The organism is Actinophytocola oryzae, from assembly GCF_004364325.1.
Classification (GTDB): Bacteria; Actinomycetota; Actinomycetes; order Mycobacteriales; family Pseudonocardiaceae; genus Actinophytocola; species Actinophytocola oryzae.
Genome location: NZ_SOCP01000008.1, coordinates 113,736 through 127,577, shown reverse-complemented (window position 1 = coordinate 127,577; position 13,842 = coordinate 113,736). Strand labels below are relative to the sequence as shown.

Sequence of the window (13,842 nt, the reverse complement as noted above, 5' to 3'; positions counted from 1 at the left end):
ATGGACGGCTACGAAGTACTTCCGGACGAGTTGGCCACGCACGCGGGCAGGGTCGACGGGCTGACGGACCGGCTGCGCACCGCCGTCGACGCGGCCAGGGCGGTGACCATGGACAACAGCGCCTACGGCGTGGTCTGCCAGCCGTTCGCCCTGCTGCTGCAACCCTTCGAGGAACTCGGTGTGCGCGCGCTCGGCGACGCCGCGGACGCGTTGTCCGACACCGCGGGGAAGGTCCGCGACACCGCGACGTCCTACGACCAGACCGACAGCGCCGAGGCCCGCACCTACACGGGCATCGAAGGGGCGCTCTGATGGACGGCAACCCGCTCGTCGCACCCGTGCAGGACACCACGACGGCGGTCACCGGGATCGGCATCGCCGAGTCCGCGCAGGGCCTCGCGCACGGTGTGAGCAACGGCGACTGGGTCGAGGCCGGCCTCTCGGCGGTCGGAGTGGGCCTGGAAGTCCTGTCCATGGCCATCGATCCGATCGGGACACTCGCGTCCTACGGGGTGTCCTGGCTGATCGAGCACGTACAGCCGTTGAAGGAGGCGCTCGACTGGTTCGCCGGTGACCCGCCGGTCATCCAGTCCTTCTCCGAGACCTGGGGCAACGTCGCCACGGAGGTCGCGGCCGTCGCCACCGACTTCCTCAACGAGACCAACGCGGGCACCGCGGGCTGGACCGGCGCCTCCGGCGACGCCTACCGCACCCACAGCGCCGAGGCCGCCGACGCCATCCAGGGTGCGGCGGCTCTCGCCGACGGTATCTCCATCGGCGTCATGATCATGGGTGAGGTCGTCGCGTTCGTTCGCGAGTTCATCCGCGACCTCGTCGGCGAGCTGGTCGGGCGGCTCATCTCCTGGGCTCTCGAACTGGCGGCCACTCTCGGACTGGCCACTCCCGTCGTCGTCGCGCAGGCGACCGCCGCCATCGCCAAGACGGTCTCCCGGGTCGCCGACGTCATCCGCAAGCTCGTCAGGACCATCGGCAACGTCGCACCACGCATCAGGAAGATCATCGACAAGCTCGACGAGATCATCGCCAAGCTCGCCAAGCTGAAGCGCACCCCGTCCGGCTCGACCCCGCCACCGACCCGGAGCGGTCCGCCGCCGGGGCACCACGCCGACGGCTCAGGCGGCGGAGGAAGTACCTCCGCGGCCGGCGCGAACGGTTCGCCGCCGCCCAGGAACGATCCGCCGCCCCCGCCTCCCAAGGGCGACAACGGCTCGACGTCCACGTCCGGGGCCGACCCGTCCGGCCCGCCCCCGTCCGGGAGCAGCCCTTCCCCGCCACCCAAGGGCGATCCCCCGAGGAACGACCGGAGCATCCGGGGAGACGCGACTCCGCAGGGCGCGCACGACAACCCGGTCGAGAACCGGCCCTCCTGCGGCGACCCGATCGACCTCACCACCGGCTGGATGATCCTGTCGCAGACCGACGTCGAGCTGGACTCCACGCTCCCGCTGGTCCTGTCCCGCACCCACCTGTCCAACTACCGCCTCGGACGTTCGTTCGGCCGCTCCTGGTCGTCCACGGTGGACCAACGACTGGAGGTCGACGACACCGGCGTCGCGTTCGCCGCCGAGGACGGCACCCTCCTGCTCTACCCGCACCCGGCCGAGGGCCAGGAGGTCCTGCCGGACAACGGCCCGCGCCGCCCGTTGGTCAGGACCGCGTCCGGCGGCTACGCCATCCTGCTGCCCGAGCAGGACCGCATCCTGCACTTCGCCGCGACCACCGGCCGGGAACGCCTCATCAGCGCCGTCTCCGACGCCAACGGCCGGCGCATCGAGTTCGGCCGCGACGAGCACGGCACGGTCGTCGAGGTCGTGCACTCCGGCGGCTACCGCGTCCGGGTGGACAGCCGCGACGGTCTGGTAACCGCGTTCTGGTTGGCCCGTCAGGACAACGACGTCCTGCTGGCCGAGCTCAGGTACGACGCCGCGCGCAGGCTCACCGAGGTCGTCAACTCCACCGGCACGGCGCTGAGGTTCGAGTACGACGACCAGGAGCGGATCGTCCGCTGCGAGGATCGCAACGGCATGTGGTACCGCTACTTCTACGACTCGGCGAACCGGTGCGTGCGCGCCGAGGGCGCGGGCGGCTACCTGAACTACGCGATGGCGTACGAGCCGGGCATCACCCGTGCCACGAACTCGTTGGGCCACACCACCGTCTACCACCTGGACGAGCGCTACCGGGTCGTGCGCGAGACGGATCCGCTCGGCAACGCGACGACCTTCGGGTGGAACGAGCACCACCAGCGCGTGTCCCACACGGACCCGTTGGGGCGCACGACTTCCTACACCTACGACGAGCGCGGCAACCTGGTCGCGGTGACCTACCCGGACGGGACCCGGTCGTTGGGCGAGTACGACGCCTTCGGTCGTCTGGTGTCGGTGGTCGACCCGGACGGCGCGGTGTGGCGGCGCGAGTACAGCCCAGCAGGCGCCTTGACCGCGGTGGTCGACCCGCTGGGCGGGCGGACCACGTACGGCTACGACGACCTGGGCAACCTGCGCACGGTCACCGACGCGGCAGGCGGCACCACCACCTACGAGGTGAACCTGCTGGGCCTGGTCGTCTCGGCGACCGGCCCGGACGGCGCGACCACCCGCTACGCCTACGACGAGCTGGGCCGCAAGGCGCAGGTCGTGGACCGGCTCGGCGGGCAGACCCTGTTCACGTGGACCCCGGAGGGCAGGCCTGCGAGCCGGGTCGACCCGGACGGCACGCGTGTCGTGCTGCGCCACGACGGCGAGGGCAACCTGCGTGAGTCACGCGACGCCGCCGGTGCGGTCACCCGTGTCGACATCGGCACGTTCGACCTCCCGGTCGCCGAGGTGCGGCCGGACGGCACGCGCCTCGAGTTCGCCTACGACACCGAACTGCGGCCGACGACGGTCACCAACGAGCAGGGCCGGGTGTGGCGCTACACCTACGACCCGGTCGGGAACCTGTTGTCCGAACAGGACTTCGACGGCCGGCTCGTGCGCTACGCCTACGACGCCGCCGGGCAGCTCGTCGCGCGCACGAACGCGGCAGGCCAGGTCGTCCGCTACACACGGGACGCACGCGGGCGCGTGGTGGCGCGCAACCACGCCGACGGTTCGGCACGCCTGGTCTACGACGGCGTCGGCCGGGTCGTGCGAGCCACCACAGTGGACGCGGACCTCGTGATCACCTACGACGCCGCCGGGCGCGTGCTGTCCGAGGCGGTGGACGGGCGCGTCCTGTCCTCCCGCTACGACGCCCTTGGCCGCCGGGTCGGCAGGCGCACGCCGTCCGGCGCGCTCAGCGCGTGGGAGCACGACCAGGCGGGCCGCCCGACCGCCCTGCACACCGCGGGCCGCACGATCCGGTTCGGCTACGACGCGTCCGGGCGCGAGGTCGAGCGGCGGGTCGGCGACGTGCTGGTGGCCCAGCAGTGGGACCCGGCCGACCGGCTGACCTCGCAGACCGTGCTCGCCGGAGCGAACCCCACGACGCTGCAACGGCGTTCCTACCACTACCGGGTAGACGGCCGGCTGGCGTCGGTCGACGACCAGCTCACCGGCGGGCGGACGTTCGACCTCGACGCGGCGGGCAGGGTCACCGTGGTGCGCGGTGCGCACGGCACCGAGCACTACGGCTACGACCCCGCGGGCAACCTAGTGCACGCGCAGTCGCACCGGGGCCAGAACGGCCACGGGCCACGTGAGTACCGGGGCACGTTGGTGCTGCGGGCGGGCAACGTCCGGTACGGCTACGACGCCGAGGGCCGCATGGTGCTGCGCGAGGTGACCCGTCCCGGGCAGGTCGACACCTGGCGGTTCGGCTGGGATGCCGAGGATCGTCTGGTGTGGACCGACACGCCCGCCGGCCGGTGGCGCTACGGCTACGACGCGCTGGGCCGTCGGGTGTGGAAGCGCCGGGTCGCCCCGGACGGCTCGGTGCTCGAGCGCACCGACTTCACCTGGGACGGCACGACGGTGGCCGAGCAGGTGCGTGACGGTGCGGCGGCGCTGGTGTGGCACTGGGCCCCCGGCCACCGCGCGATCAGCCAGACCACGCGGGCGGCGGCCGGTGCGCGGTGGACGGACCAGCGGTTCCAGGCGATCGTGACGGACCTGGTCGGCACGCCGACCGAGCTGGTCGACCCGGCAGGCAGGCTCGACTGGCACCAGGACACCACGCTGTGGGGTGGCGCGCCCAACCCGGCCGGGACACCGCTGCGGTTCCCCGGCCAGTACCACGACGACGAGACCGGCCTGTACTACAACGTGCACCGCTACTACGACCCGCTCGTGGGCCGGTACGCGACGCACGACCCGCTCGGGCTGACCCCGTCGGCGAACCCGCGCGCCTACGCGGGAAACCCGACCGCCGCGGCCGACCCGCTCGGGCTGATGCCCGCGGCGTGCCAGACGCTGAACAACCAGGGGCACTACCCCGGCGAGAAGACCAACGCGTTCACCGGTTACAACCAGTACCAGAGCGGCTGGACCTCACCCCCGGGCCGGTTCGACACGGTCCCGCCGCAGACGATCATGAACAACTCGACCACGCCGTTCCAGCCGCACACCTTCGACGGCGGCGTGCCGGGCCAGTACAACGCCTCGCACGCCGAGCTGCAGGCGTGGAACGGCCAGCACGGCCACAACCCGGTCGTGGTGACCCGGCCGATGTGCAACTCCTGCCAGACGCAGTTCCAGGGCTACGCCAACGCCCAGGGCACCAACGTCCACGTCGGGTCACCGGACGGCATCCACACCTTCACCCCGGGTGGCACGCCGCAGACCAGCCTCGGGCACAACCCGGTACAGGGCGTGGACTCGCAGGGCAACCAGTGGACGATGACCCACGACCAGCAGAACGGCTCGACGACCCTGGTCACCCAACGGCCCAACGGTCAGTGGACCGAGTCGATGGTGCGCCCGGACTACTCGGGCACGCAGTACTACCACGACCCCAACGGCAACAGCTCCTACGCCGAGTACTACCCGAACCGGAACACCGAGATCCTGACCGAGGACGCCAACCTGAACACCGTGGGCGAGACACACGTCGGCCCGTCCAACGGCACGTACGACACGGTCGGCGGCAACCGCTTCAACGTCCCGCCAGGCGAACGCATGTAGCCGCAGAACCCCGGACGCGAGGCGAGGAGCCTCAGGTGGTCGAACGAGCCAGGTCCTCGAGCACGGCGGCCGCGGCGCGGCGGCCGGAGACGAGAGCGCCCTGGATCGAGCTGGTGTCGCGGTGGTCGCCGCAGACGTAACGGCCGGCCGCCACCCGCACCGGCCGACGCAGCGGGTGGTCCGGTCCCATCGCCGGCAGCGCTTCGGGGATCGCGTAGGACGCCAGCAGGTCCCAGTCCCGGGTGCTCGTGTCGTAGAGCCGGGCGAGTCCCTCCCGCACCGCCGTCTCCAGTCCGTCCTCGTCGAGCCGTTCGGGCACCGAGGCCGCGACCAGCGCCTGCCCCGGCGGGGCGTAGCCCGGCGCGACGTTGCTGACCACCGCGGTGTTGACCAACAACCCACTCGTGCCGTCGACCAGCAGCGTGCCGCCGGTTTCCGGGGCAGGCGCGGGCAGCCGGTAGTAGTACGTGGTGACCCCGTGCCAGCTCGGCGCGGGCACACCCGGCAACAGGCGGGCCGCGGTCGTGCCGTCCGTGGCCACCACGACCGCACGGGCCCTGACCACCTCACCCGATCCCAGGCGGACACCGTCGTCGGTCACGGAACTCACCGACGTGCCGAGGCGGACGGTCCCCGGGTCGAGCCGGGCCGCCAGCAGGTGTGGCAACGCACCCATGCCGGACGCGGGCAGAGCGGCACCGCCGCGCAGGAACGAGCGCCACACGAGGTGGAACACACGGGAGGAGGTCGCCAGGTCGCGGTCGAGGAAGACCCCGGCCAGGAACGGCCGGAACACGTCCTCGACCGTCCTGTCCGACACGCCGGCATCCGAAAGCCCGGCCGAGGTGGTCCGCCTCGGCAGCGCACGCAGGACGTCGGCCGGGGCGGCCACGTCACGTGCCGAGAACATCCCGACGGCGACCGCGTCCCGAGGGCGGCCGAGCGCGAAGCGCAGCACGTCCGCGGACCCGGACGGTCGCTGCCACGGTGGCGTCAGCACCAGCCGTCCGCCGGTCCCCTCTGCGGCCACCCCGCGCGTGAAGGGCTGCAGCCGCAGCGTCCTCAGCCCGGGCAGCGCCCGAACCGCGGGGTACGAGGGCAGCAGGACCTGGAAGCCGCGATCGAGCCGAAACCCGTCGACGACATCGGTGCGCACCCGGCCACCCACCACGTCCGCCGCCTCGCACACCGTCACGTCCAACCCGGCCTCGCGCAGCTGACACGCCGCGTTGAGCCCCGCCAGCCCGGCGCCGACCACGACCACGTCCACCCGGCCCCTCCCTCCACAGGCATCCCGGGTGGTCATACCCCCGCGGGCGAGCCCGAACCATCCAGGAGGAACCTGCACACCAACGTGTTCGCGCACGTGGCTCGAGTTCAGCCGGCCGACACCCGGACTAGCAGAGCCGGCCTCCGCAGACCGCGTTGATGTGCGCGGTCGCGGACAGGGTCACCGACACGCCGGCCTGGGTGAGCACCACCTGCACGGTGACGGTCTGGTCGGACCGGCTGCTCATGTCGATGGAGCAGTCGAACCCGCCGCAGCCGACCGAGCTGTAGGGGCTCGGCACGACCCAACTGATGCTGTCGTAGCTACCGGACGTGTTGAACACGTGGAACCCGGCGCTGTAGGTCCCGTTGATCAGCGTCCGGTTGCTGCACGTCTGGGTGAACGGCGGGTTCCCGGTGACCGGCACGACTCGGCAGAGCAGCGACTCACCACCCAGTGCCGACGCCGATCCGGACGGCACCAGGCTCAGACCGACGGCGGCGACAACGGCGGCGAACAACGACAGGATCCTGCGCACTTGAGACCCCTTTCCGTTTTCCCCCAACGGACAGGGTAGGTACACCCAAGTTGCCGCCGCTAGGACTGAACGGACGCCGACGACTGGTCGCCACCGCTGGCGCACCCGGTAACCGATCGTCAGATCGCCATGGTCGGCATCGAGGGGACGTGGTCGGGTTGGTGGTCGTAGGCGTGCCATGCGGTGGCCATGCGGCGGACGGTCTCGGTCAGCTGGTCCGGTGGGGCGACGAAGTGGAGGCGTATGTGGTCCGTGCTCCCGCCCTCCGCGTCGAGACCGGTGCCCGGGAGCACGGCGACACCGTGCCGCAGTGCCGTCTGGGCGAACGACGTGCCGTCGCCGTGCGGCAGGCGGACCCACAGCGTCTGGCCGCCGGGCACGGTGGGTACCTGCCAGTCCGGGAGGTGTCTGGCGAGCTCGGCACGCAGGTGCTCGTACTGCGCCCTGCGGTCCACGGCACTCCGCCGCTGCGGCACGGCCAGGTGCGACACCAGGTCCGCGGCGGCGAGCTGCGCCGGGATGTTGCCGCCCAGGTCGCTCACGGCCCGCAACCGTGCCAGTCGTGCGACCACCCGCGCCGGCGCGCGGACCCAGCCGATGCGCAGGCCGCCCCAGATGACCTTGCTCAGCGAGCCGACCGTGATCACGTGGTCGTCGTAGGCGACGAGCGGCGGCGGTGTCGGCTCACCCGGGAAGCCGAGATCGGCGAGCACCTCGTCGTCGATCAGCGTGATGTCGTTCTCGCGCGCGGTCTCCGCCAGCCGCCGCCGCTGCAGCGCGGGGAGCACGGCGCCGGTCGGGTTGTGGAAGGTGGCGACGACGTAGGCGAGGACGGGACGGTGTTCCGCGACGGCGTTCGTGAACCCGGCGAGCCCGACCGGCAGCCCGCGTGGCACCGCTCCCTCCTCCCGGAACGCCTCCAACGCACCGGGAAAGGTCGGCGCCTCGACCAGGACGCGGTCGCCCGGCGACAGCAACGCACGTGACAGCAGGGAAAGCGCCTGCTGGCCGCCCGAGGTGACCAGCACCTCGTCCGGCGTCGTCGGCACGCCACGCCGCTCGTACCGCTCGGCGATCGCACGGCGCAGCACGATGTGCCCCATCGGGTAGTAGCCGATGTCGCCCACGGTGTCCGCCAGCAGCGGCAGGATGTTGGTGTACGCCTCGACCAGCTCAGGCGGTGGCCGGTCGGGCGCGGCGCACCCCTGCATGATCACCCCGTCCTGCTGTTCGAGCAGGTGCAGGAACATGGGCGTCTCAGTGGTGGTGCGGGACTGTGCCGAGGCGGCACCGGCGACCCTGGTGCCGCTGCCCTGCCTGCGCACGATCCGGCCCTCCACGGCCAGCTGATCGTACGCGGCGACGACCGTGGTGCGGCCGACCGCGAGCGCCGAGGCCAGCACACGGTCCGGTGGCAGCCGCGAGCCCGGCGGCAGCTCGCCGTCGTCGATCAGCGTGCGCATCCGTGTCGCGAGCAGCACGTACAGCGGGCCCCGGCCCGACGACCAGCGACCGAGACGCTCCACCAACCCAATTGGCTCCATCAGCAAACCAATTTAGCCGAATTGGCCCTGCCGCACCAGCGGGCCCGCTTCGACGATGGACACCGTGACCACCTTCCAGTCCAGCGGCATGACCGCCCTGATCGATCGCCCGGTGCGCTACGACCTGGCCGAGAGCACCAGCCCGCCGCTGCGCCTCGGCGACCTCGCCGACCCGGCCGAACTGACGGAGCTGACACTCGGCTACGGCACGACACACGGCGACGCCGAGCTGCGCGAGCTGATCGCCGCGAGCTCCGGTGTGGCCGCAGCACAGGTACTGGTGACGGTCGGCGCGATCGAGGCGATGTTCCTGCTCGCCCAGGCGATCTGCGGCCCCGGTGACCGGGTTCTCCTCGCCACACCGTGCTTCCCGCCGACCAGGACCGTCCCGGAAGGACTCGGCGCACAGGTGGACGTGGTGCCGCTGTCGTTCGACGACGGCTACCGGCTGCCGCTGTCCCGGATCGCCGACGCGCTCACGCCGCGTACCCGGTTGGTGTCGCTCGCCTCACCGCAGAACCCGGCAGGCGTCCGGTTCACCGACGACGAGCTGCGTGCGGTGCTCGCCGAGGTGGCCGACCGCGCGCCGACGGCGGTCGTGCTGGTCGACGAGACCTACCGCGAGTCCACCTATGGCGACGACCCGGTGCCCCGGTCGGTCGCGGGGCTGTCGTCGCGACTCGTCACGACCTCGTCGCTGTCGAAGGCGCACGGCGCGCCAGGGCTGCGGATCGGCTGGCTGACCACGACCGACGCCGGGCTGTACGAACGGCTTCGGCAGGCCAAGTTCCACACCACCATCGCCTGCCCCACCGCGGAGGAGTTCCTTGCCGCACAGGTACTCCGGCGGCGCACCGACATCCTCGCCACGCGGGCGAGGCGGTTGGCCGAGGCGTTGACCGAGCTCCTGGACTGGACCCGGACGGTGCCCGTGGAGATCGTCCGGCCGGACGGGGGCGCCCTGTGCTGCCTGCGCCTGCCCGCCGACCGCGGCACGGACGCCTTCTACGCCCGCCTCGCCCGCAACGGCACGCGCGTCGCACCCGGTTCGTGGTTCGGTGAGCAGGACCGGGTGTTCCGGCTCGGCTTCGGTCACCTGCCGGTCGAGGACTTCACGACCGCGCTCGACCGACTCGGCGACGCCATCACCGGAGGCAACTGATGGACCAGAAGCTCACCGAGGACCTCCACACCTTCGACGACCTGCTGGCGGCTGCCGTGGCGACCGCGAGACGGGTGCTCGCCGGCCTGGCCACCCGCCCCGTAGCCGCACAGGCACCCGAGGTGGTTGCTGCGCCGGTGCCCGAGTCCGGTAGCGGCGCGGCAGGCGCGCTCAGCCGGTTCGAGCGGCACTGGGCACCGTGGTTCTCCGGCAGTGCCGGGCCGAGGTACTTCGGGTTCGTCACCGGCGGCGCCACACCGGCCTCGGTCGCCGGGGACTGGCTGACCAGCGTGTACGACCAGAACGCGGTCAGCGGCGGCGACTCGGCGGCGGTGGACCTGGAACGTGCGCCCACCCTCGCCGAGGCCCCGACCCAGGAGCGCGTCGACGCGCTGGTCCGAGCCGTCGCCGACAGCGGCGAGGCCGTCATCACCCCGACCGTGTACGACGGCACGCCCGGGTTCCGCGTGGCCTTCAGCAACTGGCGCACCACGGAGTCCGACGTGGACCGACTCTGCGCGGTCCTCGCCGAGCACGCACCTCCCAGGTGACCGCTCAAGACGTTCCAGACTCCACTCCCTTGTGCCGTCATCCGATCACCACACCGATCCGGGAGCGTAGCAACATCAACTGACAGCTCGCGTCCGTCGAACGACCCACAACGACCCACGGGTCGCGACCCTCCACGACGCCCGAGCACGACCCCCGCTGATGTCGATCCCGTCGACATCAGCCATGTCGAACGAAAAGGGGTCCAGTCGGAGCCGAGGCAGCTACCAGTCCGAACTGGACTCACCGGCATTACCTATTACGAATCAACCCCTGAAATTGTCACGTTGGTGCCAGTCGCCATTCTGCCGACCACAGCGCGTGGCCGGTTCATGCCATCGCCCCACCGCCGCCAGAGGGACCGCTTCCCAACCACAGCGCGGAGTTGGCCAGCCACTTCCGTTTGAACGGAGCCCGTCACGGCCTGCGGACGCGCTCTTGCATCTCACTCTCGCCACCCGCGGAAGACCGGATCGCGCTTGCTTGACAGCCGCCGCACCCTGTGCGAACTTTCCCTTCTGCGCGACTATTCATGACAATCGTCACGGCTCGTTTCACCGCGAAGTGCGGGCCATCAGGAATGGCGGTAGTTTCCTTGCATCACGCGACGGTCCAGATAAGTGTGCTGAAAACAGGTATACCGTCTCCGCGGACGAGCGGAACAGATCCGGTGCACGTCAGGACGCTTGCCGAGTCCGACATTCCGCTGCCGCCGATTGTCGTGCACCGGCCGACGATGTGTGTCATCGACGGGCGGCACCGCCTGCGCGCGGCGCACCTGCGCGGGGAGGAGCGCGTTTCCGTCACGTTCTTCGACGGCGACGAACGAGATGCGTTCGTCCTTTCCGTACTCGCCAACACGCACCGGGGACTGCCTCTGTCCGACGCGGACCGGCGGGCCGCGGTGCGGCGGATCGTGCTGACGCACGCGCACTGGTCCGACGGCGCGATCGCGGCCGTGACGGGGCTGTCGAGCAAGACGATCGCCGGGATCCGGGCGTGTGCAACCACGGAGCTTCCCGAGTTGCACAGCAGGATCGGCAGGGACGGTCGGACACGCCCGCTGAGCACGGCCGCGGGCCGGGAGGCCGCACGTCTCTACCTGGAGGACAACCCGGACGCGTCACTGCGGGAGGTCGCCCGTGTCGCGGGCATCGCGCCTGGCACGGTGCGTGACGTCCGTGCCAGGCTGCGCCGGGGCGACGACCCGATCCCGCCGAAGGTCCGCGCGGGCGAGCAGCGTGGCACCAGAAGCCCCGCCGTCGCGGCGGAGATGGCCGATGTCGAGGTGACCTCGTCGCTGCGGGTGCTCCGCAGTGATCCCGTACTGCGTTTCAGCGAGCACGGGCGCTGGCTTCTCCGTGCTCTCGGCGAGGGAATGTCCAACGCCGACTGGGAAGAGGCCGCTGCCGCCGTCCCCGGGCACCTCGCCGGCCTGGTCGTCGGGCTCGCCAGGGAGAACTCCCGCCGGTGGGCGGAGTTCGCCGAGGCGCTCGACGCGGGACAACCGGCCGTGCTGTTGCGGCACGCCGGCTGCTGAGGAAGAGAGGGAAACGGTGGCAGTCGTCGTGTGCAAGTGGAGCGCCGAAATGCTCAGCTCGGTGCTCGCCGTCACCTCGGACACCTACGTGATCCTCGACGCCTTCGACGTGCGGTACATGAACCCCGACCCGGACATGCTCGGGCGGGCGAAGCACGTCTACCGGGTGAGTGAGTTCGACTCGATCGAGGAGATCGCCGCCATCGCCGTCGACCTGGCGGTTCGTGGCGTGCCGGTCGAGCGGATCATCAGCTTCACCGAGTTCAGCCAGTTCGGCGCCGGGTACCTCGGGCTGCTCCTCGGGCTGGACGCCGATCCCCTGGCACACGTCGCCTTCCGCGACAAGCGCCTGATGAAGGACCGGCTGGGGGACGCCGGGATCCGCACGACGTCCTGGCGGTCACTGTCCGACCGGGACGACGAGGCACAGCTTCGCGGAGTCCGCGAGGGCCTCCGGTTCCCGATCGTGGTCAAGCCTGCCGCCGGGTTCGGGACGATGAGCACCACGCGCGTCGAGGCACCCGGGGATCTGGACGCCGTGCTGTCGGGGGTCGTGCTCGACCCCCACCTGAAGTCCGGCCAGCTGATCGCCGAGGAGTTCGTGCCAGGGCGGGAACTCCACGTCGACGCGCTCTGGTACGACGGGGAGCCGCTGTTCTTCGTGGTGAGCCGGTACTACCAGACCCGGCTCGCCCTGATGGCGGGTGCGGGCACCGACGGCGCCCCCGCCGACGGCAGCGTCGTGCTCACCGAGCAGGACGAACCGCAGCTGTACCACCGGATACGCGACCTGCATCACGACGTCAACGAGGCGCTCGGCATCCGGCGCGCGGCCACCCATCTCGAGCTGTTCGAGCGGCCGGACGGCGAGCTGGTGTTCTCGGAGATCGCCACGCGGCTCGGCGGCGGCTGGATCGGCGGTGTGCTCAGCGAGTACCTCGGTTACGACGTGCACCGCGCGATCGCACACGGCCTGCTGCTCGGGACCATCCCCGCCGCGAACCCGACCCGGCGCAGGCTCGGCGCACTGCACCTGCGGCCCGCCCGTTCCGGCCGGATCACCGCCATCCCCACCGAGGAACGCATGACCGAGGTGGCCGGTGTGCTGCGGGCACAGCGGTTGAGGAGCCCCGGCGACCACGTCGAGCTCCGTCACCCGTCGGAGTGGTGCGCCTTCGTCGTGTTGGGCGCGGACAGCGCCGACGAGTACGACCTGCTCGCGCGCACGGTGATCAAGGAACTCGAAGTAGAGGTCGAAGACCCCGAACAGACGGAGAGACGAGTGGGACGACAGGACCTGAAGGCACACGACATCGAGGCGATGAACTACAACCAGCTGATCGGGGTGGTGCGTGAGACCAACCGGCCACCCGGCGGCCTGCGCAGCATCGCGCTGCTCGCACAGCACGGGTTCCTCGGGCCGGGGTCACACGTGCTGGAGATCGGCACGAGCACCGGGATCACCGCCGTGGAGCTCGCGAAGCTGGTCGGCTGCCGCATCACCGCGATCGACATCAACGAGGAGAGCCTGGTCGAGGCCCGGCGGCGAGCCGAGGACGCGGGCGTCGCGCACCTGATCGAGTTCGAACGCAAGGACGCCACCGACACCGGCTACGAGACCGGCACGTTCGACATGGTGTTCTGCGGCAACGTCACCTCCCTCATCCCGGACCGGGAACGCGCGCTGGCCGAGTACGTCCGGGTACTCAGGCCGGGCGGGTTCGTCGGCGCGATCCCCATGTACTACGTGGACGAGCCCACCGAAGAGCTCGTGGCCTCGGTCTCCGCCGCCATCCAGGTCGACCTCCAACCGCTGTACCGGGACTTCTGGCTCGACTTCTTCGTCGGCGGCGAACGCCACGCGTACTGGCGGCAGGACTACCGGTTCGACGACATCCCGGTCGCCCAGGTGGAACGGTTCGTGGCCGACATCCTCGCCCGCCCGCACCTTGCCGAGCTCGGCGCCGACGCCGGCGCGGCACTGACGCGGAAGTACCGCGAACACATGGTGCTGTTCCGCGAGAACCTTCGCCACATGGGGTTCAGCGTCATGCTGGTGCGCAAGGAGCCGGTGGACGTGGAGCCCGAGCTGTTCACCTCGAGTCTGGTGTAGGCC

The 13,842-nt window shown here is 71.0% G+C and carries 9 protein-coding genes; 6 read left to right on the top strand and 3 right to left on the bottom strand.

All coding sequences use genetic code 11. The annotated features are described in order from the left end of the window. Together CLV71_RS22195 and CLV71_RS22190 are read left to right on the top strand one after the other, a co-directional pair. A complete protein-coding gene (locus CLV71_RS22195; protein WP_133904761.1) occupies positions 1 to 312 on the top strand; it encodes a type VII secretion target in 312 nt (103 codons plus the stop codon). Next, the gene (locus CLV71_RS22190; protein ID WP_133904760.1) at positions 312 to 5,123 is read left to right on the top strand and encodes a DUF6531 domain-containing protein; all 4,812 of its coding nucleotides are present in this window, start codon (positions 312 to 314) and stop codon (positions 5,121 to 5,123) included. Before CLV71_RS22195 ends, CLV71_RS22190 begins: the two co-directional genes overlap by 1 nt. Before the next feature lie 31 nt (positions 5,124 to 5,154). Here the strand turns inward: CLV71_RS22190 and CLV71_RS22185 are convergent, their stop codons facing one another. The 3 genes from CLV71_RS22185 to CLV71_RS22175 all read right to left on the bottom strand — a co-directional run bounded on the left by CLV71_RS22185 (position 5,155) and on the right by CLV71_RS22175 (position 8,457). Further along, positions 5,155 to 6,393, bottom strand: coding sequence for an NAD(P)/FAD-dependent oxidoreductase (locus tag CLV71_RS22185; protein WP_341771653.1), 1,239 nt, complete (start codon positions 6,391 to 6,393; stop codon positions 5,155 to 5,157). 127 nt (positions 6,394 to 6,520) lie between these two features. Next, complete coding sequence (locus CLV71_RS22180) at positions 6,521 to 6,931, bottom strand: hypothetical protein (protein ID WP_133904758.1); 411 nt, start codon at positions 6,929 to 6,931, stop codon at positions 6,521 to 6,523. Between the two features lie 119 nt (positions 6,932 to 7,050). Continuing rightward, a complete protein-coding gene (locus tag CLV71_RS22175; protein WP_243866629.1) occupies positions 7,051 to 8,457 on the bottom strand; it encodes an aminotransferase-like domain-containing protein in 1,407 nt (468 codons plus the stop codon). An 82-nt stretch (positions 8,458 to 8,539) separates the two neighbouring features. Here CLV71_RS22175 and CLV71_RS22170 point away from each other — a divergent pair, with 82 nt between their 5' ends. The 4 genes from CLV71_RS22170 (at position 8,540) to CLV71_RS22155 (ending at position 13,839) form a co-directional block, all read left to right on the top strand. Next, the gene (locus CLV71_RS22170; protein WP_243866628.1) at positions 8,540 to 9,637 is read left to right on the top strand and encodes a pyridoxal phosphate-dependent aminotransferase; all 1,098 of its coding nucleotides are present in this window, start codon (positions 8,540 to 8,542) and stop codon (positions 9,635 to 9,637) included. Beyond that, positions 9,637 to 10,188: a hypothetical protein gene (locus CLV71_RS48545; RefSeq protein WP_208297684.1), complete on the top strand. Its 552-nt coding sequence runs from the start codon at positions 9,637 to 9,639 to the stop codon at positions 10,186 to 10,188. Before CLV71_RS22170 ends, CLV71_RS48545 begins: the two co-directional genes overlap by 1 nt. Positions 10,189 to 10,856: 668 nt before the next feature. Further along, positions 10,857 to 11,726, top strand: a complete 870-nt coding sequence (locus CLV71_RS22160) for a ParB/RepB/Spo0J family partition protein (protein ID WP_243866627.1) — start codon at positions 10,857 to 10,859, stop codon at positions 11,724 to 11,726. 49 nt (positions 11,727 to 11,775) lie between these two features. Next, the gene (locus tag CLV71_RS22155) at positions 11,776 to 13,839 is read left to right on the top strand and encodes a methyltransferase domain-containing protein (protein ID WP_133904755.1); all 2,064 of its coding nucleotides are present in this window, start codon (positions 11,776 to 11,778) and stop codon (positions 13,837 to 13,839) included. Positions 13,840 to 13,842 lie beyond the last annotated feature (3 nt).